The sequence below is a fragment of the Spirosoma oryzae genome (assembly GCF_003002825.1).
GTDB lineage: Bacteria > Bacteroidota > Bacteroidia > Cytophagales > Spirosomataceae > Spirosoma > Spirosoma oryzae.
In genome coordinates, this window is the sequence record NZ_PVTE01000008.1 from 223,130 (window position 1) to 248,900 (window position 25,771).

Here is a 25,771-nt window from a genome sequence, read left to right on the forward strand (position 1 = left end):
AGACGCTGTATATGGTAAAGTAGACCCGTCTTTCAGCTGATTTTTTTGTTGGTTTGTTCGTGATGAACATACTGTATTCGGTAGTCGTATCGCAGCAGGTTGGTTAACTATTTTTGTCAACCTTAACGATATACTTCCAATGGATATTCCAGTTTGGATTGCCATTCTGGCTTTACTGGCCGGGGGCGGACTGGGGCTCGTGATTGGCCGGCGCTCAATGGCCGATACCCACGCGAGACGTGAGCAGGAGGCTGAAGAAAAAGCAGCCGCTATCCTGAAAAATGCCGAACAGCAGGCCGAGACCATCAAGAAAGAACGGATGCTCGAAGCCAAAGACAAATACATCCGCCTGAAAGCCGAGTTTGAAGAAACGACAAGTCAAAAGCGAAATCTGCTTCAGCAGAACGAAAACAAACTCAAGCAGCGCGAACAACAGCTGGCCCAGCAGGCCGATCAGCAGCGCACCCGCGATCAGGAACTGAATCAGCAGCGGAACGAGATCAATCAGCAGCGAAATACCCTGACGCAGCAAAACGACGCGCTGGCCAAACGGCGGGAAGACGTCGACCGGCGGCAGCAGGAAGCCGAGCGTATGCTGGCAGAACAGGTGGCTCAGCTGGAACGCATCGCCGGTCTCTCGGCCGATCAGGCGCGGGAACAGCTCATCGACACGCTGAAAGCCGAAGCCGAAACACGGGCCTCGTCGTACGTCAAAAACATCATCGAAGAAGCCAAGCTGACCGCCACGAAGGAAGCCAAAAAGGTAGTCATCGAAACCATTCAGCGCACGGCTACCGAACACGCCATCGAGAACTGCGTGTCGGTATTCAACATCGAATCCGACGACGTCAAAGGCAAGGTGATCGGGCGCGAAGGACGTAATATTCGGGCGCTGGAAGCCGCAACCGGTGTGGAGATTATCGTCGACGATACGCCGGAAGCGATCATTATTTCGGGCTTCGACCCGGTACGACGTGAGATTGCCCGCCTGTCGCTGCATCGGCTCGTGCAGGACGGCCGGATTCACCCCGCCCGCATCGAAGAGATCGTTGCCAAAACGCGCAAGAACATTGAAGACGAGATTGTCGAGATCGGCGAACGAACGGTGATCGATCTGGGTATCCACGGTCTGCATCCCGAACTAATCAAGATGGTCGGCCGGATGCGTTTCCGGTCCAGTTACGGGCAGAATCTGCTGCAACACTCGCGTGAGGTGGCCAAGCTTTGCGCGACGATGGCTGCTGAACTGGGACTCAACGCCAAGCTGGCCAAACGGGCGGGTCTACTCCATGATATTGGTAAAGTATGGCCCGAAGAAGCCGAACTCCCCCACGCCATTCTGGGTATGGAGCTGGCCAAGAAATACAAGGAGAATCCGGAAGTAATCAATGCGATCGGCGCTCACCACGACGAGATCGAGATGACGAGCATGCTCTCGCCGATCATCCAGGTTTGTGATGCCGTATCCGGTTCACGGCCCGGCGCTCGTCGGGAAATGATGGAGTCGTACATCAAGCGGCTGAAAGACCTCGAAGCCCTGGCAGGCAGCTTCCCCGGCGTGACAAAATGCTACGCCATTCAGGCCGGGCGCGAGCTTCGCATCATGGTCGATGCCGACCACGTATCCGATGACCGGGCGGGTGCGCTTTCGTACGAGATCTCGCAGAAGATCGAAAAAGAAATGCAGTATCCGGGTCAAATCAAGGTTACCGTCATTCGGGAGATGCGCTCAGTCGCTTACGCGAAATAACGCCAGTCTCCCCCCGATAAAGTGCACTGCACAACAGTTGATTCGCTGTTTTGCAGTGCACTTTTTTTTGACTGGCAAATTCCGCTATTTTTATCCTTACATATGGATTTTCTGACTACCGTACTGCTACTGCTTGTCGGGGCCGGCGGAGGAGTAGCAGCCGCCAACGTGCTGCGCAAACGCACTGGCCTGACCGACGTGCGCCATGAATCGACGCTGTTGCTGGAGCGCATCGAAAAAGTGTTCAAGGTGGTGATGGCGGAAGGCTATTTCTCCGAAATCTATAATTACCAGGATCAGAAAAAGATCCTGTACCTGCTCAACGACCCTAAGAAGGCAATGGTCATTGCCAAGTCGAAAGTGTTGGTCGGCTTCGACTTTGCCAAAGTGCGGTTTCAACTTCCCGACGCAGCAAACCGGACGTTAGTCATCGAAGCCTTCCCGGAACCGGAAGTGCTGTCGATCGACACCGACTACCGGTTCTACGACATTCAGGCCGGTATCCTCAATCACTTCAACGGTACAGACTACACGCAGATTCTGAGTGAAGCCAAACAGGTAATGAACGAGCGGGCCATGCAAAGCGACCTACCCAAGATCGCCAACAACCAGATTCAGTACATGATGTATCAGCTATCGTCGTCGATGGGCTGGCATCTGGAACTGCCGGAAGCCGACCAGCGTCGACTCGATGCCCTGAAAGCCAAGGCCGAGCACGACGAATTACCAATCAAAGCTGTACTCCCGACTAGTAACGAGTCCGGTCGTTCACAGTCATAACCGTAACTCCTTTTCTTACTAGTCCATGTCGCTATTCAACCGGCAGTTCGATGCTATGCGACTGCTAACCGGTCTTTTTTGCCTGTTCTGCTCCGTGAGTCTGGCGCAACTCAATCCCGACAGCGATGGCGGACAGTACTGCCGGGACGGAAAAATTCACGCGCTGATGCGTCAGGCTGCTGCCCCCAAAGCCAGGGTGGCTTATCCCGGCGACGATAATATCGACGTTAATTATTACGGTCTCGACCTTAACATAACCTACAGTCCCCGGTACCTGCGTGGTGCGGTGACGGTCAAGCTCAAATGTACAGCCGCCCGACTATCCTCTTTTTTTCTGGACCTTACCTCGGCAACCACGACTACCGGGCAGGGGCTCCGGGTCGATTCGGTAAAAGCCGGGGGGCAGAAACTAGCCTACCAGTTTACGCAAAACCGGCTGACGATTACACCAGCGCAGCCCCTAACCAATAGTCAGTTGTATGCCGTGACAGTGTACTATCAAGGCATACCGAATGGGCAGACACAAGGTAGTTTTGTATTCGGCACCCACGAACGCACTAACGATCCGGTGATCTGGAGTCTGAGCGAGCCTTATGGCACGCCCGACTGGTTTCCCTGCAAAGACACACCCGCCGACAAAGCCGATTCGTCTGACGTGCGCATAACAGCCCCGTCCGTATTCGTGTCGGTGTCCAACGGCACGCTGGCCAGCACGACGGTCAACAACAACGGCACCACCACCTACTACTGGCGCAGCCGGCACCCCATCGCGCACTACCTGATTTCGATCGCCATGTCGAACTACACGCGCTACGATACACCATTCACGTCAAATGGGCAGACGATGCCCGTTACGCATTATATATACCCCGAGATTCTATCGTCGGTAAAAGCCAACCTCGATCTGACGCCCAGGATGCTGCAACTCTTCAGTAGCCAGTTTGGCCCCTACCCTTTTTCACAGGAGAAGTACGGCCACGCGCAGTTTGGCCGGGGCAACGGCGGGATGGAGCACCAGACGATCAGTTCCATGGAAGCCGGTGCCTTTACCCCCGCCGTCATCGCCCATGAGCTGGCCCATCAGTGGTTTGGCGACAAGATTACCTGCCGCAACTGGCAGAATATCTGGCTCAACGAAGGCTTTGCCTCCTACGCCGAGGCACTTTATGCCGAATCGGTTGGGGGGCGTTCGAGCTATGCGACGACGATGAGTAGTTTCCTGACGAGCGCCCGCACGGCGCGGGGCAGCATTTACGTGCAGGACATCAGCAATTTCGCCAACATCTTCGATGGTGCCCGCAGCTACGCCAAAGGAGCCACGGTACTGCACATGCTTCGAGGTATCGTCGGCGACGACACCTTCTTTCGGATTCTGCGCACCTATACCAACACGCTGTCACTGGCTTACCAGACTGCCGTCACCGAAGATTTTCAGGCGATTGCCGAACAGGTATCGGGTCAGAAGCTGGATTACTTTTTCAAGCAGTGGATTTACGGCGAAGGCTATCCGACGTACCGCTACCTGATTACCGGTACACCCACGGCGAAAACCGTAACGGTACAATTGACGCAGCGTAACGCCGTCGCCAGCAATCCGAGTTCGTTCACCATGCCGATACAGCTTAAAGTACAATCGTCGGCGGGCGACACAACGGTAACGGTTACCAACAATGCCTTCAGCCAGACATTCACATTACCCGCCAAAGGAACGGTTACGGGTATTGTCATTGATCCGAACAACTGGATTTTGAAAGCGACCGAAGCGGGTAATGTCGTGACGGCAGTAGCAGAACCCGCTGCCGGCTCCCTGACCGTTTTTCCCAACCCGGCATCTGACCAGGTATCGTTCCGCTTTTCGACGACAATGCCGGGCACTTTGTCGGTTAGCCTCACCAGTCTGACGGGACAGGTCAGCGCCCATCTGACGGAGCCGATACTCCCCCCCGGTGATCATACCCGACAGCTTTCGCTGAAAGGACTAGCCGCCGGTTCGTACATACTAACCGTCGCCACGGCATCCGGCCAGGAACGTCAGGTAGTTTTGGTGCATTGACCGCTTTCGCCTGTATGAACCGTCTTCTCTACGCGCTGCTTTTACTGCCAACGCTGGTACTGGGTCAGGACAATCTGGGCATTGTCCGGCATAATCATCTCGGTATTCACGTCAAAGATATTCCAACGAGCGCGGCTTTTTACCGGGACGTGATGGGGCTCAAGCCGGCACCCGTCCCCGACAATCTGAAAGCCACCCGCGCCTGGTTCGACCTGGGTAACGGCCAAATGATTCACCTGCTCAATGGCCGTTCCGAACAGGTAAACCATGATCGGAACGGTAGTCATTATGCCTTGTACGTGGCCGATATTGCAAAATCGGAAGCGTATCTGAAGGCCAAGCAGTTGCCCTATCACCGGCAGGTCCGCTTCGACGGTGTCGTTCAGCTTTACTTTTCCGATCCCGATGGCTATTTATTTGAACTGAATCAGGTACCGGCAACAGACGGCAAATCGCAGTAAACAAAGCCGTTACAGCCAGTCAATACCGTACACTAACTCAATTGACCGTTCACCCCGTTTTTCAGTTGCTGAATCGTTTTTAATCGAAACTTGCCGTTGCGCGTTATATACAATCGTATCATCTGACGGGCCAACAGCGTTTTGTATGTCTCCCTTTATTCCAACTGAAATAACCCCGCCTGAAGCACTGTCGAACGTACCTCTTCCCGAAGTATTCAATCCGCTTTGGCACTCGCTTCTCAGTCATAGCACAGGCGGTATCGTCGGTCTGGTAGCCGTACGGGACACGGAACAGGCAGACAAACCCATTGTCGATTTTCGGTACCAGTTCCTGAACGAAGTAGCCCGGCGGGATACCCGAAATCAACAGCCGGATTCGACAGCGTCAATCATCGGTGCGTTGTTGAGCGATTTTTTTCCGTCGATCCGGCAGACAACGCTCTGGACGACGTATCTGGATGTAATCAGTACTGGTCAGCCGCGCCGGGTGGAACAACGTTACCAGATCGGCAAGCGGGATATTCAGGTTGTGCAGTCCGTTGCGCCCACCGGAACCGACGGTCTGTTGCTTACCTACGCCGATTCCAGCGACCTGCAACTACTTACCCGCCGACTGGCGCATCAAACCATTCTTCTCAACGGCGTACTCAATTCGTCGCCCAATGCGATTCTGGTTTTCGATGCCCAGCGGGATGTTCAGCAGGAAATCATCGACTTTCAGCTGACGCTGACCAATCGGCAGGGCCTGCAATTGACAGGCTTATCCGATGCGCAGCTGTTAGGTTACCCACTGTCGCTGCTTTATCCCCTTACCTCCGACCAGTTCGACCGCCTACGGCAGCTTGTTAAAACGGGGGGTAGCCTGGTCGTCGAAAAGTACGTTCCCCGCTGCACATGCTGGCTGTCCATTTCGATCACTACGTTGAACGACGGTTTTGTGGCCACCGTGCAGGACGTGAGCGCCGATCGGCAGATGCGTAGGCAGTTGGAGCAAACGGTACAGGAACTTCATCAGTCGAACCAAAGCCTGGAACAGTTCGCGTATATCGCCAGCCATGACCTCCAGGAACCGCTGCGTAAAATCGTGTCGTTCAGTGACGTTCTGAGAACGCAATTTGCGGGCGACATCAGCGAAGCCGCTTCTGATATCGTCCAGCGGATGCAGCAGTCAGCCAGTCGGATGCGTGATCTGGTCAGTGATCTGCTCAACTACGCCCGCCTGTCGGGAACACGTATGGCCTTCCAGCCAGTCGATCTCAACCAGTTGCTGGAGCATGTGGTGGATGATCTGGAATTTATGATTCACGACCAGCAGGCGAAGGTTGTCGTTGGCGAGCTGCCCACTGTCCAGGGCGACGCCGTTCTCCTCCACCAGCTGTTTCAAAATCTGGTTACCAACGCGCTGAAATTTCATTCCGGGATGCCCGGTACCCCCACGCCGGTCATACAGATAAACGGTAGTCTGCCCGATTCAACGTCACTCCCCCAACCGATACAGAAGTCGGAAAACCCGCCCCAGTCCTACGCGCTGCTGACGGTTGCCGACAATGGGATCGGTTTCGATGAAAAGTATACGGATCAAATTTTCACCATCTTTCAGCGGCTGCACGGGCGGTCGCAATACACCGGTACCGGTATGGGGCTGGCCATTTGCAAGAAGGTAGTCGACATTCACGGTGGCTACATCACGGCGACCAGCCAGGAAGGAAACGGTGCGACGTTTCACATCTATCTGCCGGTTACCTGACCATTACATCACATATCTGGCTGCGCAGACAGATAAAAACTGGAAATCTCAACTTTTTGTCGTTACATGCGGTTTGTTAAGTCAGGCACGCAGTCGATTGTTACTGTATACTATTGATTAGCCGGCCGGGCGTCTCTTTCTCTACCTGTACCGCATGAACACAACTGACTCAACGTCTCCTTCTGTTGAGGGAAAATCCAGTGCCCATTCGCCGGCAAAATCCGGTTCGTCCACGATCAATACGATAACTGATCTGCTTTGCTTCTCTCACCTGCGCTGGAACTTCGTTTATCAGCGTCCCCAGCACTTACTGAGCCGGGCAGCCGCCGGATACCGGGTTTGGTTCCTGGAAGAACCTGTCCGGTCGAATGAGACCAAGATGGGCAGCTACCAGCCGCTTGAGGGCGTTACCGTACTGACCCCACATATTCCGCATCATACACCCGCCGACGAAGCTGTACGGCTTCAGCGCCAGCTGCTTGATGCATTTTTGCAACAACAACAGCTGACCAACTTCATCGCATGGTACTACACGCCAATGGCGTTGTTGTTCAGTGATCACCTGAAGCCCCGGCTGACGGTGTATGACTGCATGGATGAGTTGTCGGCATTCTGGGGTGCGCCCCCGCAATTGCTGCAACAGGAGCAGCGCTTACTCGACCGGTCGGCCATTGTCTTTACCGGCGGTATCAGCCTGTTTGAAGCCAAACAAAACCGGCATCCGCAGGTGATGGCTTTCCCGAGCAGCATCGATTTTACTCATTTTTCGCAGGCCCGTCAGTCCTTGCCTGACCCAGCCGATCAGGCAGCTATTGCTAAACCGCGCATCGGGTTCAGTGGTGTGATCGACGAGCGGTTCGACTATGAACTGGTTGGCAAACTGGCCGAACAGCACCCCGACTGGCAGTTCGTCCTGATCGGACCAATTGTTAAGATCGATCGGAAACTGCTGCCGAAAGCGGCTAACGTGCACTACCCAGGCATGAAGGATTATAAAGAGCTGCCAGCTTACTTCAGCAACTGGGACGTCGCTATCCTGCCGTTCGCCCTCAACGAATCGACCCGGTTCATCAGCCCGACCAAGACGCCGGAATACCTGGCAGCCGGCTTGCCAGTCGTGTCTACGCCGATACGCGATGTCGTCAGGACGTACGGAAACGAAGATTTTGTGCAGATCGCCGACACAGCCGACGAATTTGGTAAAGCTATTGAGCGGGCGCTAGCAGGTCGTCACCCCGAAAACTGGGAACAGATTGACCGCTTCCTCACCGAGAATTCATGGGACCATACCTGGCAGGAGATGAACCGACTGATTCTGGCCAACGCTAAACTGGCTGTCGAGCAGTAGCCTGAGCTACGATATAGAAAAAGGGTTGCCTGTCAGCACGGTGCTGAACAGGCAACCCTTTTTTATTCTCCTTTGGGCACGACCATTACCACGCTTTCTTTCTCGATCAGCACTTGCCCCTCGGCTAATCCTTTGGGTTTACGCACGTACTTTCGGGGCGTTACCGTAACGGGGCAAAGACTGTCTGTACGCCGTTTCGAGTACCAGGCGGCCAATTCAGCCGCCCGCTCGATCACGTTGCGGGGAAACGGCCTACCGGCCCGGTACTTGATCAGTACGTGCGAGCCAGTTACGTCGCGGGCGTGTAACCACAGATCTTCCTTGTAGGCAAATCGTTGCGTAAGTAAGTCGTTGTTGCGCGCGTTGCGTCCGATTAGAATCCGGAAGCCATCGACGTCGACCTCCTTGAAAAGTTGATCGGCGGTGAGCGGACCTGCTGTCTGCTCGTTGGTCAGTCCCTGCTGTTTTACGTACCGACGCAGCTCTTTCAGATTTGTCAGTTCCGCTAAAGCCTGGCGCTGTTCGTCAATTTTCACGAGTTCGGCTTCCTGCGCCGTTACTTGTGCCGTCAGATGCTCCTCCTCAATTTTTTCGTTTTTTGCTTTCCGATAAAAGTTCTCCGCGTTTCGTTGCGGGCTCAAATCGGGCTTGAGTTTCAGCGTTGTCGGTTGTTCGTGGTACAAATCGTATACAGTCAACCGTTCCGGCGATTTCATACCCGGTGGCACATCGATGGCGTGCAGATTCGCCAGCAGTAGATGCCCCATCTGCTCATGACTCAGCCCTTCGTCGCGGCTCATCAGCCGTTCCATAGCGGCATCGATCAACGCACCGGCCCGCTTCTTCCGTTTGTCGAGCAACCGTAACCAGCTTCCTCGCTCGCGTTCGAACGTATTCTGACCGTTGAAACTGACAAAAAACCGATTGGCTGCTTCGATAGGGTTGTCCGTTTCCCACTGAACCTCCCCGATCGGCAGCAGGCTCAGCGTAGGTTGGTGGTGCCAAAGGGTCAGATAGAATCGGGACGCATTCAGCAGCGCCAGCGTATCCTGAATTAATAGCCATTGATCGACGCCAGCTAACTGACCGTTACTTTTCTCGGTCAGCCATTCGTTTACTTCTTTCCCAAACGTTGGAAACAGTGCCCGGTGGTTGTAGCCTGACGCCACGTATGCTTCGTAGGATTGGTCGAGTGGTCGATCAAGCTGATTCAGTTGCAAGTCGTTATCACTGGTCAGGCGGTGGTTAAACAAGTCAACGACGGTGTCGTGATCGAAGGCAATCAGGTTGGGGCGATTACCGAAAAACTTGAAAACCAGTGTGTAGCCGTCCGTCAATTCAATACCCAGGCACCGCTCGTTCAGAAACGAGCGAACACCCGTGACCAACCGCCCCGGACGGTTAGCCGGCGTTGAATCGTTTCCTGCCGATCCCGTGGTATCGACCTCAATCAATTTAGTAAACAGGTCGACACTGTTCGTACGCGCCCGACGTACGGTCTCGGCAAAAAATAGCCCGGAGAAGTCGGGACGTAGCGTTGCCTTAATGAAAAACGGCCGGTAATAGCTCAGCGGGCCCTTGGCTTCTGCAAACACCAGTACAATCTCATCCCGATCCTGACTGAAGCATTCCATCAGCCGAAGCCCGACCAATTGCGTGGCCAGAGCAGGTCCCAGCTGACGCAGGAAATAATAGTTGGTATGCATACAAGGGCAAAGGTAGCGTAGTTGGCTATCTGATCCATTTACCTGGTTTCGTTCCAGTCGGTGCCACTCATCAGGCATAGCGAGCCCAGCCCGGACAGTACCGTATTATTTCCCCGTATAAATACCAATTATCGAATGTGTCGGCTTGACAGTATGGACTGGTTAAGCGGATTCTGATTAACCAGTGTTCGACAAAAACAGAGAACATACTGCTTACTTCGATGTATCCGATTTATGCAATCTTCCAAAATAGACAAAGTATAGATTAAATATAAATTAACAGAACAGCCGTCTACTTACAGCATAAAGTGCTTTTAATCAGTAGCATAGCATGGTGCAAACAAGGCTCCAAATACCATTTTATAACATTATGACTAGATACTTAAATATTAATAAGATAGTCATCTTGTAAAATGCACAGATAGCTATAATATTTGTACAAATAATGCCTTTGGTTTTTCACTAACTATTTCCAAATCTTTACTACAACCTTTATGAGAACATCGTTCTACAGGGTGCTGCAGACCACACTCGTGGCTGCGGTTATGCTGTTGTGGAGTCTTCATGTCTCTGCGCAGGACCGTCGTCTGACGGGTAAAATTACGGGCCCGGATGGCCCTTTACCCGGCGCTAACGTCGTACTGAAAGGTACCCAAACAGGTACATCGACTGACGCTGAAGGGAATTACTCATTACCGATACGAGGGGCTAACCCGATCATTGTTATTTCGGCAATCGGTTACAAGACGAAAGAAGTAGAGATTGGCAATCGTTCGACGGCCGACGTTCAGGTCGACGAGGATGCAACGGCCCTGAGCGAAGTAGTCGTAACGGGGTACACCACGGAAAACCGCCGGGATGTAACGGGTGCCGTATCGACGGTGCAGCCGGCTCAACTGCGGGTTGTTCCATCAACCAACGTCGAGCAACAGTTGCAGGGCCGCGTCGCCGGGGTTACCGTTATTACTAACGGTCAGCCAGGTACGAGCAGTCAGGTACGTGTACGGGGATTTGGCTCATTTGGTGGTAACCAACCGCTGTATGTTGTCGATGGTGTGCCAACACAAAACATCAGCTTTATTCCCCCGGACGATATTGAAAGTACGACGGTACTGAAAGACGCGGCTTCTGCTTCGATTTATGGAGCGCGGGCTGCTTCGGGCGTAATCGTAATCACCACAAAACGTGGTCAGCGCCGGGCTCAGAAACTGAGTGTTAGCTACGACGGTCTGTATGGCGTGACCGATCCTGGCCATGGCCCTAAACTCCTGAATCCACAGCAGCAGGCGGACTGGACGTGGCAAGCTCGTAAGAACGATATTTACCAAGCTGGTGGCACCGTTGGTCCAGACAGTTTTACAGGTCTGGCAGGTGGCCAGTATGGAACAGGGCCAACGCCAGTTCTGCCTGATTATCTGCTGGTAGGTAATCGTTCGGGCTTGTCAGCTTCGCAGGTCGATCTATCGTCAGAAGCATCAAAGTACAATGTCAATTCGACAAACGGTGCTATCTATAACGTTATTCCGGCTAATAAAGAAGGTACCGATTGGTATAAGGCCATTACACGGGTAGCGCCATTAACCCGTCATACACTGGGCTTTTCAGGTGGTACGGAGTATAGCCGCTTCTACGTCAGTTTAGGCATGCAAAACCAGCAAGGTATTGTACTGAATAACAACTATTCTCGCTACACCCTGCGGGCCAATACAGAGTTCGATTTAAGCAAAAAGCTCCGAATTGGTGAAAACTTCCAGGTTGCGTACATCCGTAACGTTGGTGTTCTAGGTGGCGTAGGTAGTCAATTGGGTAATGGTACAAACAATAACTCCAGTGTATCGAATGACGAGAACGACGTGTTGACAGCCTTCCGCATTGCTCCAATCATTCCGATCTATAACTCGTTTGGTGGCTACGCTGGCACGTCTGCTCCGGGTTTTAACAACCCAAACAACCCGGTAGCCAACCGGCAGGCGCAGGCGAACAATGGCAATTTCAACATCTACGGCTTTGGTAACGCGTATGTAGAATATGATGTCATCCCCGACCTGACGCTACGGAGCAGCATTGGTGGCACGTACTACTCGAACTACTTTAATAACTATGGACGGGTACAGTACGAGAACTCTGAAAACAACACTACGTATACGTACAGCGAAGGGTCGAGCTACGGCCTGTCTTGGACATTTACCAACACGGCCAACTACAAGCATACGTTCGGCAGAAGCGATGTCTCTGTACTGGCCGGTATTGAGTCGCTCAACACGGGTTTGGGACGGGGTGTAAATGGATCGGGTATCAATCCGTTTACGACTGATCCAAACTACGTAACGATCTCAACAACGACGCCGGGCGCGACGCGACAGGTAGGCAGTTTTTACGGTCCGGGCAACAAATTTTTCTCGGTATTCGGACAGGCTCGCTACATCTACAATCAGAAGTATATCTTGACGGGTGTGATTCGTCGCGATGGTTCATCGCAGTTTGCCCCTAGTAACCGATACGGGGTGTTCCCAGCTGTATCGGCCGCGTGGCGTATCTCTTCGGAAGAATTCATGAAGAATCTTCCTTGGATTACCGATCTGAAAATTCGCGGAGGATACGGTATTATGGGTAACTCCAACTACCTAAGTTCTACAAACCAGTACAACCTCTTTGCATCTAATGCCGGTAATGGCTACGATATAAGCGGTACTAACAATGCCGTAGCGGCAGGTTTCTATCGCAGTCAAATCGGCAATGCTGATGCAAAATGGGAAAGTAGTATTACATCGAACATTGGTTTTGACGGGTCGTTCTTTAATAATAAACTAGAAGTAGTACTCGACTTCTGGCGTAAAGACACCCGTGATCTATTGTTTCAGCTGAGCCTACCAGGCGTTGTTGGCGTACGAGCATCAGCTCCGTATTCAAATATCGCTAGCATGCGCAACCAAGGTATTGACTTGTTAGTAACCAATCGAGGCAATATAACACGCGACTTGGGTTATGAAGTAACGCTGATTGGGGGCTTGCTGCAAAACAAAATTACCTCCCTAGCCCCGGGCGTACCTTATTTTACTGTGCCCAACGTCACGCAACGGTTAAGCACTCCAGTAGTTCGTAACGAACCCGGACAAGCACTGTCGTCATTCTACGGCTACAAAGTAGTTGGTCTGTTCAATTCGAAGGAGGAAGTAGCTGGCGCGCCACCGCAGGATGGTGCTGCACCAGGTCGTTTCCGGTATGCTGACACAAATGGCGATGGCAAAATCAGCGACGATGACCGGCAGTATCTGGGTAGCCCGATTCCGAAATTTACGGGTAGTATCACGCTAGGGTTAAAATACAAAGGCTTTGACCTTAACACCAACCTGTATACATCGCTAGGCGGGCAGATCTTTAATTATTCTAAGTGGTACACCGACTTTTATCCGTCGTTCACAGGGGCTGCTGTCAACGCCCGGGTACTTGATTCGTGGTTGCCTTCACACACTAACACGAGTGTTCCCATCTACGAAAGCACGTCTAATTTCAGCACTAACACACAGGCTAACTCATACTACGTTGAAAACGGATCGTATGCTCGCCTTCAGTACCTGACGCTGGGTTACACGTTCCCTTCGGTGATTCTCAACAAAGTCAACTTCAACCGCCTTCGCGTCTACGTATCGGCAACAAACTTGTTCACGATCACTAAATACTCAGGGCTGGACCCCAGCGTGGGTGGTTCTGCTGACACAAGCTTTGGTATCGATGTAGGTAACTATCCCATCACTCGGGCCTATAACGTAGGTGTAAGCTTCGGCCTGTAGTCGTAATCTGGGCAGGATGACGTAAGTGATCCTGCCCACTCCGAATGTACGTTTATTACAAAAGCATACTATTCTTATGAAATACAATACAGTGAAAGGTATGGTCGTCACAGCGATGCTGGTGAGCGTTACCATCGCCTGCAACGACAAATTTCTGAACGTTCCAGCGACGGGTCAGCTTGCTAGCAATCAGCTAACTTCACGGGCTGGTATCGATGGCTTACTTATCTCGTCCTATGCTCAGCTTAATGCACGGGGCTTTACTCAGACCGCCAGCTCCTACAACTGGATGCGTGGTAGTATCTCGGGAGGGGATGCCAATAAAGGCTCCAACTCAGGCGACTTTAACGCCATTACTCCTTATGAAACCTACCAGATCCTGCCAACCAGTAGCGAAGCTAACGGTAAGTGGAACGCTATGTACGAAGGCATTGCCCGGGCAAACTCGGCGCTACGGGCACTGTCAACTGCCGGCTCAGACGTAACGAGCAGTGATAAGCAGCGGATCTCGGGCGAAGCCCGCTTCCTTCGTGGTCACTACTACTTTGAACTGAAGCGCGCCTTCAACATGGTGCCCTACGTGGACGAAACGGTAGACTACGGTACGGGTATCGATAAAGTACCTAACAACGCGGATATCTGGTCGAAAATTGAAGCGGACTTCCAGTATGCATACGACAATCTGCCAGCTACACAAACGGCTGTCGGCCGGGCGAACAAATGGGCGGCTGCCGCTTACCTGGCAAAGACGTACATGTACGAAAAGAAATATTCGAATGCGAAAACACTTTTCGACCTAATCATCGCTAGCGGTACGACAAGTGGCGGAACGAAATATGCGCTGGTAGCTAACTACACCGATATTTTCAACGCAGCTACGGAAACCAACTCGGAATCGGTATTTGCTTCGCAGGCAGCCGCTAATACAGGTAGCTCTGACAATGCCAACCCTGATCTGGTTCTCAACTTCCCGTATAACACGGGCTCGAACGGTCCAGCCGGTTGCTGCGGCTTCTTCGCACCAAGCTTCGAACTAGCGAACTCATTCCGTACGTCGTCGAATGGTCTACCGCTGCTCGATGGCTCGTACAACTCAGGCGCTAATCAATTAAAAACCGACCAGGGTATTGCTTCCAGCGCGTCGTTCACGCCAGACGCAGGTCCAGTTGACCCCCGTCTCGACTGGTCGATCGGCCGCCGGGGTATCCCCTACCTCGACTGGCAAAACCACCCCGGTCTCGACTGGATTCGTGACCAGGGTTTCGCCGGTCCGTACTCGCCGAAGAAATTTGTCTTCTACAAGTCGCAGGACAAAACGCTCACCGATGGTAGCTCGTGGACCGATGGTTATTCAGCGATCAACTATCAGATCATTCGCTTTGCCGACGTGCTATTAATGGCTGCTGAAGCAGAGATCGAAGTTGGTAGTCTGGAAACAGCACGTACCTACATCAATCAGGTGCGGTCACGGGCAGCCAATTCAACCTACTGGGTTAAAGCCTACTCGGGCGGCAATGCGGCAAACTACGTCATCAGCACGTACACAACAGCGTTTGCTAGTAAAGATGCAGCGCGTACGGCGGTTCAATTCGAACGTAAACTGGAACTGTCAGGTGAAGGTCACCGCTTCTTCGACCTTGTTCGTTGGGGTATAGCCTCTACCGTTCTAAACAACTTCTTGGCTTATGAAAGCGCACGTTTACCGGTCGCTTACGCAGGGGGTAAGTTCACGGCAGGAAAGGATGAGTATATGCCTATTCCACAACTACAAATTGATTACCAAGGCAAATCTGTCCTGACACAGAACCCCGGTTACTAAGCCGATTTTGCAAAAGCCAATTCGTAAAAGCGCCCCGATGCATACCGCGTCGGGGCGCTTTTGTGTCCGAACAATATGATCGGGTAACCGTTTATTCGGTAACAAACTGAATCAACGCTATGAGCAAAGGAGCCCCACAACCAACCGTCCGGGATACGGCCGACGAAACCAAGAAGTACGAACTAAATACCAATCTGCCCGACGAGAACCAAGGCAAGACGTCGCGTGGCAAACACAAGAGCAAACAAAGCACGGAAGACGAGCACGACGCAACTGGCTCCGTCGAAAAAGAAGACTAGCCTAAACAGGCTGATAATTTGGCTCTTGCAAAAAATGAAAAGGCTCACTGACGCGTCAGTGAGCCTTTTATACGTTTATAGCGTTGTCGGTAAAAGATACCGGCAGTTGTGCCTTAGTACGATTACTTCGCGCTATCAGCCGACATCATCGTCGAAGCCGAATCCGTAGCCATCGTCGAAGCCGAATCGCCCATCATCGTCGAAGCTGAGTCACCAGCCATCGTCGATGTTTCGGTCGAGGTCGTTTCGGTCGATTCGGTCTTTTTCGAGCTGCACGAGGTGGCAAGGGCGATCATGGCCATGAAAAAGAAGGCAGATTTCGTGATTGCTTTCATAGTTTTATCGGAGTATTTTGTTTAAGTGAAACAGATCAATGTCGCTGTTAATACAGGTAAGTCGGAAAGGTAACCCAACATTTTTCATCTTTTTTTTGGGTTACGTTTTTCACCGCGCCGTATTAATCAATGAGCAACGTAATGAAGGAAAGTAGACGTACGACCCTGACTGACGATGAGTTGTTACTAGGCCTGGCCGACGGATCGGACTCGGCCCTGCAACAGCTGTATCGCCAGTACTTCCCGATGGTGCTGCACTTCGTCACCAGCAACAGCGGTAGTGAGGATGACGCCAAGGATATTTATCAGGAAGCCCTCATCGTCGTATACGAGAAGGTACGGGCCGGATCGCTTGAGTTACAGTGCCAGCTAAAAACGTATCTATACTCGGTTGGCCGGCGGCTGTGGCTGAAGCAACTGGCACAACGGGGCCGCTACATTGTCAGCGATACGGAGCAGTCGGTACGCGTTGACGACGACATGACGGACCATGAAGAACGGGACCGGCAGTTTGAGTTGATGGCAGAATCGCTCGACCGGTTAGGCGAACCCTGCCGGACGTTGCTCGAAGATTTTTACATCCGGCACCTGAGTATGCAGGCGATCACGGACAAATTTGGGTATACCAACTCAGACAATGCCAAGACGCAGAAATACAAGTGCCTGATGCGGTTGAAACGGTTGTTTTTTGCAGAGTATAAACAGTAACGATAATGGGAACGAACGACGAGCAGGAAATAGAAAACGCCCTCCGCGCCTATGGCGACCGGGTTCGGTTGCGCCAGAAGCTGGCAGCCGTGCAGGCTGCTGTCGATATGGATGCTATGCGTCAGCAGGCCGACGACCTTCGCTCGGAACCCACCCCCATGCGTTCGTGGTGGACGAATTATCGTACGACACTGGCCGTAGCCGCTTCGGTTGCCGTCGTGACGACGTTCACGTCCATTTTCGTTTATCGTTCCTATCAGAACGGTCACCAGCAACAGCAGCAGCAGTATAGCCAGTTGAGCAAGGAAATTCAGGCGGTGAAATCATCGCAGCGAAGAATCCTGAACGATCTGGATGGCCGTGGCCGGGCACTCAACGCAGCCGTTGCGTCGGCGCAGATTGCAGGGACCGGCTTTATGCTGACCGCTGACGGCTACCTGGTCACCAGTAACCACACGGTTCGTGATGCAGATTCGGTGTATGTACAGAGTCAGCAGGGGGCCGTTTATAAAGCAAGGGTCGTTTATAACGACCAACCCCACGATCTGGCAATTCTTCAGTTGTGCGACGATTCGGCCTTCCGGCAGGCGTCGACTGCTGTGCCGTACGGTATAGACCCTCGGCCATCCGATTTGGGTGAGCGGGTTTTCACACTCGGTTACCCCCGCGACGAGATCGTTTACGGTGAAGGCTATCTGAGCTCATCCACGGGCTATCAGGGCGATTCAACAGCGTACCAGGTAGCGATTGGCGTTAACCCGGGTAACTCGGGGGGGCCACTCCTGAATGAAAAAGGAAATCTGATCGGTATCATCAGTGGCAAGCAAACCACTGCTGAAGGGGTAAGCTTCGCGGTCAAAACCGATTACCTGCTGAAAACTATCAACAGCATTCCCACCGATTCGCTGAAGGGCCAACCGCTTCGCCTGAACAAAAAGAATACGCTCACGACCTTACCGCGTAAGCAGCAGATCAAGCGGATGATGGCCTGCGTGTATCAGGTGAGCGTATTCAAGCACAGGCAATAGCACGAAGACAAACATTTCCGTCGGTAGCTGGTTCTAAGCACGTACTATCGAACCGACAACGAGATGAAAAAAGTAATGATGCTGGCTTTCTCGCTGGCGCTGACCGTAGCTGCGGCTTCGGCACAGGATACGAAGCAGAACGCGAAGGAAACGGCCAAACAGGCTGGTCGTACGGCAGACGCTGCTATGGACAAAGCGGGTCGCGAAACGAAAAAAGCGGGCCGGGCCGTAGCAAACGAAACGAAGGAGTCGGTCAACGCTGCCAAACGCGGTGCAAAAAGCGTAGGTAACAAAATGTCGAACGCGGCTTCTAATGCGAAAGAGGACATGAAAGACGGCACCAATAAAGCGTTGAACAAAGCCGACCGGGGTATGAAAAAAGCAGAACGCAAACTGGATAACTCCAAGTAAGTCGTTCCGGAATAGTAGATGAAAAAGCCGCTTCCCGAAGGAAGTGGCTTTTTCATTGCGGTAGAATCCTGGTTAGCGACAACGCGTACTGGCTTCCCTTGCAAATACTGTGTAATTTTAGGTGATGAACACACAAATTTCCGTTTTACTGTTCGGTATTACCCGCGACCTGACCGGTCAATCGGCCGTAACCCTGCCCCTTACTGAAGGAGCCCGCGTAAGCGACTTACTGGAATCCATACACGCGCAATTTCCTGATTTAGCCCGTATTCGGTCGATGATGGTTGCAGTGAACGGTGAATACGCCGAACCTGATCTAGCCCTTTCTTCGTCCGATGAAGTTGCCCTGATTCCGCCGGTTAGTGGCGGCTAGTCGTAGCGGCCTTTCTTATTTCTCCCTCTTCCTTTCTCCCCTATGGTTAGTATTACCTCCGATCCCATCGACGTATCATCGGCGCTTACGCTGTTACAATCCGATCAGGCAGGAGCCATTGATTTTTTCCTGGGTATGGTACGCGACAATACCCAGCAGCGGTCCGTCGACCATCTCGAATACGAAGCCTACGACCGGATGGCGATCAGTGAGATGCGCAAGATCGTTGAGCAGGCCCGCGAACAATGGACCATCCTGAAATGCGTTGTCGTGCACCGGAAAGGCACGCTTCGGGTCGGCGAGATCGCGGTGCTGATCGGCGTATCGACCCCCCACCGCGCGGACTCGTTCGATGCCTGTCGGTACATTATCGATACCATAAAACAGACGGTACCGATCTGGAAAAAGGAAGTATTTACCGACGGCGAAACGTGGGTAAATGCCCACCCCTGATCATCCCTGGTGCTTATTTTCCGGGTAAGGCGTACGTACCAGCCAGAGGATAATGGTCCGAATAACGTACGGTGTTGATCGTTTCCAGATTCAACACGGGCAGGCGCGGGTCGTGAAACTGGTTGTCGATGCGGATGTAACCCGGCAGACGGTTGTAGGTGAAGCCAAAACCATGGCCTTTGTCTTCAAAGCTGCTGGGTAGCGTCCGACGCATGCGTTCGTAGACGACGCTGTACGGCGTGTCGTTAAAATCACCGGCGACCAGCACAGGGAACTCACTTTCCTGAATATGCCGCTCGACATGCCGTACCTGCCACTGGCGCTCAATAAATCCGGTTCGCAAGGCGCTCAGCACACCGTGCGTTTCGTGCTTCACCCCCGCTATCTCCTGCTGTTTCAGCACCTTACCAACCCGAATACCCATCGAATGCAGGTGAACGTTAATGACCCGTATAGTATCGTTACCAATCTTGATGTTAGCCCACAAAATACCGTTATGTGGCCCAAAACTTTCCCGGTCTGAGTGGATGATCGGGTATTTTGAATAGATCGCCATAGCCGGGTTCCCAGATTCTTTATCCAATTCGGTCGGATTCAGGATAACCGAGTATTTATAACCGGCCTTCAGCATCCGCTGCTTTATATTGTAAGCAGGAATGGACTGAACGGTCGTCAGTTCCTGTAGGCATTTAATCGGTGCATCGTAGTTGACGACGTAATCAACGGCATTAACTACCTGCGGAATTAGTTTTGAGCGGTCAAACTGATTATCGACGTAAAACGACTGGACGTTGTAGTTGAACAGTTTTACCGATGCGGTCGTCGCCGGTTCAGGCGAATGCCACGAGAACGTGCGTTTGCCGAACAAAATAACGCCAATGAGCACCACGATTGCTGATAGCCAAACCCGCCACGGCCGGGTAAAGGCCCACACAAGTAGCACCGCCAGATTAATCAGCCATACCACCGGTATCGAGATCATCAGCATACCGGCCAGCCAATGTTCGATACTGAGTGTGTAAAGCAGCCAGTAAGCCAGCAAGGTGTAGAATGCCAGCAGGATGTTGATAGACCAGAATATTGATCGAAAAAAAAACGTGATCAACTGACTGGCCCGCGTACGTGTAGACATAGAATGATCACAGCAGTCAGCGTGCCGTTTCGTGTATAGGCCAAAAATAAGGGTAAACGGTTATATACGACTTTACGACGGGCCTGTAGGTTTGTAAATCGTGGAAAAATGCACTACCTTTGCCGAGCAAATACCGTATGGCAATGTGTAGAAAAAGGGAGTCGGGACTCCCTTTTTTGTTAGCCTTACTTTATGAACGACAACGAACAAATCATAAACCTGTTACAGCCCTACCTCAACAACGATCAGTTTTATATCGTTGATTGTCAGGTAGCCGGACGCCGGGGTGGTCGCATCAAAGTGACAATCCTGCTTGATAGTGACACGGGCATCAGTATCGATGAATGCGCCACGATCAGCCGTCAACTGGGCAACGATATGGAGGAGCATCACTTATTTGACGATGCGCCGTTTACGCTCGAAGTCTCCTCGCCGGGGGTCGATTTTCCGCTGACGTTTGCGCGTCAGTATAAACGAAACATCGGCCGTCAGCTGGTAGTCACGCTGGTTAGCGGGGAACAACATCGGGGTACACTGCTGTCGGCCGATGAGACGGGCTTTGTGCTCGACATCGTTCCGGAAGCACTGTCGAAGACAAAACAAAAGAAAGAAGCGGAAGCAGGGATCGTCAGGCTGAGTGGCCCCACGCCCCTACCGTACGAGCAGGTCAAAAAAGCAACGGTAGAGATTGTATTCAGTTAGGTAACCGTTTACCTAGCCCATACATACTACCGACTATAAACTACACAATACAACTATGACCAGTGGATTATTAATCGAATCGTTTGCCGATTTCGCCCGGTCGAAAAATATTGATCGGCCCACTATGATCGCCATTCTGGAAGAAGTCTTCCGGACAATGATTCGCAAGAAATACGGGACCGACGAAAATTTCGACGTAATCATCAACGCGGAAAGCGGTGATCTAGAAATGTGGCGGACACGCGAAATCGTAGATGACGATTCGGAAGACATCTGGGATTATGACAAAATCCCCCTCGCCGAAGCCCGCAAAATTCAGGATGACTTCGAAATTGGGGAGCAGGTCGCCGAGGAAGTAAAGCTGGAGGATTTCGGCCGGCGGGTTGTGCAGACAGCCCGACAGACGCTCATCCAGCGCATCAAGGACATGGAGAAGGAACTCCTGTACCAGAAATACAAAGATCAGGTTGGTGATTTGGTCGGTGCCGAGGTGTATCAGATGCTGAAGCACGAGATCATCCTGACCGACCCGGAAGGTAACGAGCTAAGCCTGCCCCGCACGGAGCAGATTCCCAAAGATCGGTACCGCAAAGGAGACGCCGTCAAAGCCGTTATCAGCCGGGTCGACATGAACAACGGGACGCCCAAGATTATCCTGTCGCGTACGTCGCCCGTATTCCTGGAGCGGCTGTTTGAAATCGAAGTACCCGAAATCTACGACGGTCTCATTTCGATCCGCAAAATCGTGCGGGAGCCGGGTGAGCGGGCAAAGGTAGCCGTTGAATCGTACGACGACCGGATCGATCCGGTGGGTGCCTGCGTTGGTATGAAGGGGTCACGGATTCACGGTATCGTACGTGAACTGGGCAACGAAAACATCGACGTCATCAACTATACCGAGAATCTTGAGCTGCTCATCAGCCGCGCGCTGAGTCCGGCGAAGGTTAGCTCGATGACCATCGACAGGGAAGCCAAACGGGTCTCCGTCTTTCTGAAACCCGATCAGGTGTCGCTCGCCATTGGTAAAGGTGGTCAGAACATCAAACTGGCAGGTCGGTTGGTCGACATGGAAATCGACGTGTTCCGCGACAACGAAGGACAGGAAGACGACGAGGACGTCGATCTGATGGAGTTCTCCGATGAGATCGATAGCTGGATGATCGAAGAGTTACGGAAAGTGGGTCTCGACACCGCGAAAAGCGTGCTGGCCCTTAGCCCGGAAGAGCTTATCCGCCGAACCGATCTGGAAGAAGATACCGTTGTCGAGATTCTGAATATTCTCAAACAAGAGTTCGAATAGGCCGTAGAAAAGGTACCCGGCAAAGCAGAAAGTCGTTACGTGCGGGTGTCATTCCGGTCCATTATTCGCAAAACGGGATTTATATTGTACGATCTCGTGTTCATACCATATCAGCAACCATTAAATTTGCCGAATATAGTCCGATAATATGGCAGAAGATAAGTCAATGCGCCTAAGCCAAGTGGCAAAAATTCTCAACAAAGGCTTGTCCTCTGTTGCGAGTAGTCTGTCTGCCAAAGGGTTTAAGGTGGAAATTAATCCTAACACCAAAATCAACACAGAGCAGTTGGAGGTGTTAGCGAAAGAGTATAAATCAACGGAACTCCTGAACGGAACGCGCCGACCCGAAACGCCCGCACCTGCTGCGGTTGCGGAGTCGCCACGTCGCCAGGAGGATGATGTCGTTTTGTACCGTCGTGATGACGCGCGCCGTTCTGACGCAGAAGCGAAACCGGCTACACCGGTTGCCGCCCCAGCCCCTCAGAAACCAGCTACCGAGACCGCTCCCACGGGCCTGCCCGGCCTTACGGTCATTGGTAAAATCGATTTGAATGCCCGGCCTGGCGAGACCCGGCCCAGCGAGGCTCGACCTTCTGCGCAGCCCGCTCCAGCGGCAAAAGCGCCGGTTGAGCCGGCAAAACCTGTTGCTGAACCAGCCAAACCCGTCGTTGATACGCCAAAGCCTGTTCAATCGGCACCAGCGCCAGCAGCGCCCGTTTCGGAAACGCCGAAGCCGGTTGCGGCACCCGTAGAGCCAGTCCCGGCGAAAGTAGAGCCGAAGCCAGCGACGCCCCAACCAACTCCGGTAGTGGCTGAAACACCAAAGCCCAAACCTGTCGAAACAGCTCCGGCTCCACAGCCGGCAGCCCCCGTGGTTCAGGCACCGAAAGTCGAAGCAACACCAGCTCCGGCTGCTCAACCGGCCACGCCATCGACAACACCGGTAGCTGCACCGGCACCGGTAGCAAAAACAGAATCGGTACCAGCTCCGGCTTCAACACCTGCTCCTGCCGCAACGCTAGCGTCGCAACCGCAGGCTCCCGCTGCTACGACGCCAGCGGCCGACCAGCCTACCGAAACAATCCGGGCAGCAGGTAGCCATCAGCTGGGTGGGTTGAAGATTCTGGGTAAGATTGAACTACCAGTGAATAACCCCCGTCAGGGCGGTGGTGGTAGTAACGCTGATAAAAAGAAACGGAAACGTATTCGTGGCCGCGACGGCGTTGTCGGCGGTACAGCAGCACCCGGTGGTAACCAACCACAAGGTCAGGGTAACGCCAACGTTCGAAACGACAGAGCCCCACGCGACGGACAGAGTAATGACCGGCCAGCTCGTGATGGCAATCGGAATTCGGGACAACCCACATCCGGTGGTCAGAACCAGAACGCAGGCACGAATAATAATACCAACGCAAACCGGGGCGGTCAGAATCAGAACAACGCCAATGCTAACCGGGGCGGTGGTCGTAATAATACGGGTAACAATGCTGGCGGCAACAACAACCGGAACAACCGCCGGGAAGCGCCGTCGCAAGCTGACGTTCGGAAGTCGATTCAACAGACAAACGCCCGGATGCAGGGCAACCAGCCCAACCGGGGTGCCGACCGTCGTCGTGACCGCCGGAATCAGCGGGAAGAAGATCGCCGTCTGTTGAACGAACAGGAGGAGCTGGAAGCAAAAATCCTGAAAGTAACCGAGTTCGTATCGGCCAACGACCTTGCCTCGCTGATGGACGTGTCGATCAACGAAGTGATCTCGGTCTGTTTGAACCTCGGTATGTTCGTGTCGATAAACCAACGACTCGACGCCGAAGCGATTACGGTTATTGCCGATGAATTTGGATTCGACGTACAATTCGTATCCGCCGAAGACGAAACCGAAGCGGGTGTCGATGTAGAAGCCGATGCACCGGAAGATCTGTCGCCCCGTGCGCCGATCGTCACGATCATGGGGCACGTCGACCACGGTAAAACATCGCTGCTCGATTACATTCGTCGGGCGAAAGTAGCTGCCGGTGAGGCCGGTGGTATCACGCAGCACATCGGTGCGTACAGCGTTAAAACAGCCGACGACCGGAAGATTACTTTCCTCGATACACCGGGTCACGAAGCCTTTACGGCCATGCGTGCTCGTGGTGCGAAGGTAACCGACGTCGTTATCATCGTAATCGCGGCCGACGACAGCGTCATGCCACAAACCCGCGAGGCCATTAACCACGCGCAGGTAGCGGGTGTACCCATTGTATTCGCTTTCTCGAAAGTCGATAAGCCGGGTGCCGATTCGGAGAAGATCCGTACCGAACTGGCGTCGATGAACCTGCTCGTTGAAGAATGGGGCGGTAAATACCAGGCGCAGGAGATTTCGTCGAAGTCTGGTATGGGCGTCGACGACCTGCTGGAAAAAGTCCTGCTGGAAGCCGAACTGCTTGAACTGAAAGCTAACGCAGACCGCCGGGCACTGGGTACGGTTATCGAAGCCTCACTCGACAAGGGCCGGGGCTACGTATCGACCGTGCTGGTCGAAAACGGCACGCTGCGTCAGGGCGACGTAATGCTCGTTGGCGCACACTACGGTCGTATTCGGGCCATGACCAATGATCGGGGCGAACGGATTAAAGAAGCAGGTCCGGCACAACCGGTTCAGATTCTTGGTCTGCCGGGCGCACCGCAGGCTGGCGACAAGTTCAACGTGATGGAAACGGAGCGTGAAGCCCGTGAGATTGCGAACAAACGGGAGCAACTGTTGCGTGAACAGACGCTGCGTACCCGCAAACACATCACGCTCGAAGAGATTGGCCGCCGGAAAGCGATCGGTACCTTCAAAGAGCTGAACGTGATTGTAAAAGGAGACGTGGACGGTTCGGTCGAAGCCCTTTCCGATTCGTTGCTGCAACTGTCAACCGAAGAAGTACAGGTCAACATCATCCACAAGGCAGTCGGTCAGATTTCTGAATCGGACGTTCTGCTGGCGTCGGCGTCGGATGCGGTTATCGTCGGCTTCCAAGTTCGTCCATCAGCCAGCGCGCGGAAACTAGCCGAGCAGGAACAGATCGAAATTCGGATGTACTCGATCATCTACGACGCCATCAACGAAGTGAAGGATGCCATGGAAGGTCTGTTGGCACCGACTGTTGAGGAAGTGATCGTCGGTAACATCGAAGTACGTGAAGTCTTCAAGATCAGCAAAGTTGGTACGGTAGCCGGTTGCTACGTCACTGACGGTCTGATCAAACGTAATAACAAGATCCGTATCATCCGCGACTTCATCGTGGTTCATACGGGCGAAATCAGCGCCCTCAAACGCTTCAAAGACGACGTCAGCGAAGTACGTTCGGGTTACGAATGTGGTTTGAGCATCAAAAACTTCAACGACATTGAAGTGGGCGATGTACTCGAAAGCTTCGAACTGAAAGAAGTGAAACGGACACTTTAGTCTGGACCACTGATTCGTCTGATTTATTGATTTCCCAGATTTAAAAAGACCGTTGAGCAGTGGCCCAACGGTCTTTTTATTTGCTATGTTCTGAGTCAATGCATCTTGTTACGAAAGTCAACGTTATCTCTTTCGGCTATAG

20 protein-coding genes are annotated in these 25,771 nt (G+C 52.8%); 17 read left to right on the top strand and 3 right to left on the bottom strand.

Annotation, left to right across the window (positions count from 1 at the left end; genetic code table 11):
- Positions 1-139: 139 nt before the first annotated feature.
- The 6 genes from rny (at position 140) to CLV58_RS11625 (ending at position 8,139) form a co-directional block, all read left to right on the top strand.
- Entirely contained in the window at positions 140-1,750 is a 1,611-nt protein-coding gene (gene rny, locus CLV58_RS11600) for a ribonuclease Y (RefSeq protein WP_211300849.1), read from the top strand.
- A 102-nt stretch (positions 1,751-1,852) separates the two neighbouring features.
- Positions 1,853-2,530, top strand: a complete 678-nt coding sequence (locus CLV58_RS11605) for a DUF4230 domain-containing protein (protein ID WP_106137973.1) — start codon at positions 1,853-1,855, stop codon at positions 2,528-2,530.
- A 25-nt stretch (positions 2,531-2,555) separates the two neighbouring features.
- Positions 2,556-4,583: a M1 family aminopeptidase gene (locus CLV58_RS11610; RefSeq protein ID WP_245882307.1), complete on the top strand. Its 2,028-nt coding sequence runs from the start codon at positions 2,556-2,558 to the stop codon at positions 4,581-4,583.
- Positions 4,584-4,597: 14 nt separating this feature from the next.
- Positions 4,598-5,044 (top strand): VOC family protein, encoded by a 447-nt coding sequence (locus tag CLV58_RS11615; protein WP_106137974.1) that lies wholly within the window; start codon positions 4,598-4,600, stop codon positions 5,042-5,044.
- A 145-nt stretch (positions 5,045-5,189) separates the two neighbouring features.
- Entirely contained in the window at positions 5,190-6,791 is a 1,602-nt protein-coding gene (locus CLV58_RS11620; protein ID WP_106137975.1) for a sensor histidine kinase, read from the top strand.
- Between the two features lie 154 nt (positions 6,792-6,945).
- Positions 6,946-8,139, top strand: coding sequence for a glycosyltransferase family 1 protein (locus tag CLV58_RS11625; RefSeq protein WP_106137976.1), 1,194 nt, complete (start codon positions 6,946-6,948; stop codon positions 8,137-8,139).
- Between the two features lie 62 nt (positions 8,140-8,201).
- On the opposite strand, the gene CLV58_RS11630 is transcribed toward CLV58_RS11625, so the two are convergent.
- Positions 8,202-9,845: an NFACT RNA binding domain-containing protein gene (locus CLV58_RS11630; RefSeq protein ID WP_106137977.1), complete on the bottom strand. Its 1,644-nt coding sequence runs from the start codon at positions 9,843-9,845 to the stop codon at positions 8,202-8,204.
- A gap of 494 nt (positions 9,846-10,339) precedes the next feature.
- Between CLV58_RS11630 and CLV58_RS11635 the strand changes: the two genes are divergently transcribed.
- The 3 genes from CLV58_RS11635 to CLV58_RS11645 all read left to right on the top strand — a co-directional run bounded on the left by CLV58_RS11635 (position 10,340) and on the right by CLV58_RS11645 (position 15,754).
- Positions 10,340-13,636, top strand: coding sequence for a SusC/RagA family TonB-linked outer membrane protein (locus tag CLV58_RS11635; RefSeq protein WP_106137978.1), 3,297 nt, complete (start codon positions 10,340-10,342; stop codon positions 13,634-13,636).
- 76 nt (positions 13,637-13,712) lie between these two features.
- Positions 13,713-15,455, top strand: coding sequence for a RagB/SusD family nutrient uptake outer membrane protein (locus CLV58_RS11640; RefSeq protein ID WP_106137979.1), 1,743 nt, complete (start codon positions 13,713-13,715; stop codon positions 15,453-15,455).
- A 119-nt stretch (positions 15,456-15,574) separates the two neighbouring features.
- Positions 15,575-15,754 (top strand): hypothetical protein, encoded by a 180-nt coding sequence (locus CLV58_RS11645; RefSeq protein WP_106137980.1) that lies wholly within the window; start codon positions 15,575-15,577, stop codon positions 15,752-15,754.
- Between the two features lie 122 nt (positions 15,755-15,876).
- Here CLV58_RS11645 and CLV58_RS28645 read toward each other — a convergent pair whose 3' ends face one another.
- Positions 15,877-16,089: a hypothetical protein gene (locus tag CLV58_RS28645; RefSeq protein WP_211300850.1), complete on the bottom strand. Its 213-nt coding sequence runs from the start codon at positions 16,087-16,089 to the stop codon at positions 15,877-15,879.
- Positions 16,090-16,230: 141 nt separating this feature from the next.
- Here CLV58_RS28645 and CLV58_RS11655 point away from each other — a divergent pair, with 141 nt between their 5' ends.
- From CLV58_RS11655 to CLV58_RS11675, 5 genes are all read left to right on the top strand, one after another.
- On the top strand, positions 16,231-16,797 hold the full coding sequence (locus CLV58_RS11655) for an RNA polymerase sigma factor (RefSeq protein ID WP_106137982.1): 567 nt from the start codon (positions 16,231-16,233) through the stop codon (positions 16,795-16,797).
- 5 nt (positions 16,798-16,802) lie between these two features.
- Complete coding sequence (locus CLV58_RS11660) at positions 16,803-17,825, top strand: S1C family serine protease (RefSeq protein WP_106137983.1); 1,023 nt, start codon at positions 16,803-16,805, stop codon at positions 17,823-17,825.
- Between the two features lie 63 nt (positions 17,826-17,888).
- Positions 17,889-18,236, top strand: coding sequence for a hypothetical protein (locus CLV58_RS11665; RefSeq protein WP_106137984.1), 348 nt, complete (start codon positions 17,889-17,891; stop codon positions 18,234-18,236).
- A gap of 124 nt (positions 18,237-18,360) precedes the next feature.
- Positions 18,361-18,609: a MoaD/ThiS family protein gene (locus CLV58_RS11670; protein WP_106137985.1), complete on the top strand. Its 249-nt coding sequence runs from the start codon at positions 18,361-18,363 to the stop codon at positions 18,607-18,609.
- Positions 18,610-18,651: 42 nt separating this feature from the next.
- Positions 18,652-19,062 carry a molybdenum cofactor biosynthesis protein MoaE gene (locus CLV58_RS11675; protein WP_106137986.1) on the top strand — a complete coding sequence of 137 codons (411 nt, stop codon included), beginning with the start codon at positions 18,652-18,654 and terminating at the stop codon, positions 19,060-19,062.
- A 13-nt stretch (positions 19,063-19,075) separates the two neighbouring features.
- On the opposite strand, the gene CLV58_RS11680 is transcribed toward CLV58_RS11675, so the two are convergent.
- Positions 19,076-20,194: an endonuclease/exonuclease/phosphatase family protein gene (locus tag CLV58_RS11680; protein WP_106137987.1), complete on the bottom strand. Its 1,119-nt coding sequence runs from the start codon at positions 20,192-20,194 to the stop codon at positions 19,076-19,078.
- A 192-nt stretch (positions 20,195-20,386) separates the two neighbouring features.
- Between CLV58_RS11680 and CLV58_RS11685 the strand changes: the two genes are divergently transcribed.
- The 3 genes from CLV58_RS11685 to infB all read left to right on the top strand — a co-directional run bounded on the left by CLV58_RS11685 (position 20,387) and on the right by infB (position 25,629).
- Entirely contained in the window at positions 20,387-20,896 is a 510-nt protein-coding gene (locus CLV58_RS11685) for a ribosome maturation factor RimP (protein WP_106137988.1), read from the top strand.
- 55 nt (positions 20,897-20,951) lie between these two features.
- Positions 20,952-22,196, top strand: coding sequence for a transcription termination factor NusA (gene nusA / locus CLV58_RS11690; RefSeq protein ID WP_106137989.1), 1,245 nt, complete (start codon positions 20,952-20,954; stop codon positions 22,194-22,196).
- A gap of 148 nt (positions 22,197-22,344) precedes the next feature.
- Entirely contained in the window at positions 22,345-25,629 is a 3,285-nt protein-coding gene (gene infB / locus CLV58_RS11695; RefSeq protein WP_106137990.1) for a translation initiation factor IF-2, read from the top strand.
- Positions 25,630-25,771 lie beyond the last annotated feature (142 nt).

What these genes read in the sequence shown, in the direction of transcription:
- CLV58_RS11660 (WP_106137983.1), top strand. Translation starts at nt 16,803, where the DNA reads ATGGGAACGAACGACGAGCAGGAAATAGAAAACGCCCTCCGCGCCTAT.
- CLV58_RS11665 (WP_106137984.1), top strand. Translation starts at nt 17,889, where the DNA reads ATGAAAAAAGTAATGATGCTGGCTTTCTCGCTGGCGCTGACCGTAGCT.
- infB (WP_106137990.1), top strand. Translation starts at nt 22,345, where the DNA reads ATGGCAGAAGATAAGTCAATGCGCCTAAGCCAAGTGGCAAAAATTCTC.
- CLV58_RS11685 (WP_106137988.1), top strand. Translation starts at nt 20,387, where the DNA reads ATGAACGACAACGAACAAATCATAAACCTGTTACAGCCCTACCTCAAC.
- CLV58_RS11605 (WP_106137973.1), top strand. Translation starts at nt 1,853, where the DNA reads ATGGATTTTCTGACTACCGTACTGCTACTGCTTGTCGGGGCCGGCGGA.
- CLV58_RS11610 (WP_245882307.1), top strand. Translation starts at nt 2,556, where the DNA reads ATGTCGCTATTCAACCGGCAGTTCGATGCTATGCGACTGCTAACCGGT.
- CLV58_RS11640 (WP_106137979.1), top strand. Translation starts at nt 13,713, where the DNA reads ATGAAATACAATACAGTGAAAGGTATGGTCGTCACAGCGATGCTGGTG.
- CLV58_RS11645 (WP_106137980.1), top strand. Translation starts at nt 15,575, where the DNA reads ATGAGCAAAGGAGCCCCACAACCAACCGTCCGGGATACGGCCGACGAA.
- CLV58_RS11680 (WP_106137987.1), bottom strand. Translation starts at nt 20,194, where the DNA reads ATGTCTACACGTACGCGGGCCAGTCAGTTGATCACGTTTTTTTTTCGA.
- CLV58_RS11625 (WP_106137976.1), top strand. Translation starts at nt 6,946, where the DNA reads ATGAACACAACTGACTCAACGTCTCCTTCTGTTGAGGGAAAATCCAGT.
- CLV58_RS11655 (WP_106137982.1), top strand. Translation starts at nt 16,231, where the DNA reads ATGAAGGAAAGTAGACGTACGACCCTGACTGACGATGAGTTGTTACTA.
- CLV58_RS28645 (WP_211300850.1), bottom strand. Translation starts at nt 16,089, where the DNA reads ATGAAAGCAATCACGAAATCTGCCTTCTTTTTCATGGCCATGATCGCC.
- CLV58_RS11630 (WP_106137977.1), bottom strand. Translation starts at nt 9,845, where the DNA reads ATGCATACCAACTATTATTTCCTGCGTCAGCTGGGACCTGCTCTGGCC.
- CLV58_RS11670 (WP_106137985.1), top strand. Translation starts at nt 18,361, where the DNA reads ATGAACACACAAATTTCCGTTTTACTGTTCGGTATTACCCGCGACCTG.
- rny (WP_211300849.1), top strand. Translation starts at nt 140, where the DNA reads ATGGATATTCCAGTTTGGATTGCCATTCTGGCTTTACTGGCCGGGGGC.
- CLV58_RS11620 (WP_106137975.1), top strand. Translation starts at nt 5,190, where the DNA reads ATGTCTCCCTTTATTCCAACTGAAATAACCCCGCCTGAAGCACTGTCG.
- nusA (WP_106137989.1), top strand. Translation starts at nt 20,952, where the DNA reads ATGACCAGTGGATTATTAATCGAATCGTTTGCCGATTTCGCCCGGTCG.
- CLV58_RS11615 (WP_106137974.1), top strand. Translation starts at nt 4,598, where the DNA reads ATGAACCGTCTTCTCTACGCGCTGCTTTTACTGCCAACGCTGGTACTG.
- CLV58_RS11675 (WP_106137986.1), top strand. Translation starts at nt 18,652, where the DNA reads ATGGTTAGTATTACCTCCGATCCCATCGACGTATCATCGGCGCTTACG.
- CLV58_RS11635 (WP_106137978.1), top strand. Translation starts at nt 10,340, where the DNA reads ATGAGAACATCGTTCTACAGGGTGCTGCAGACCACACTCGTGGCTGCG.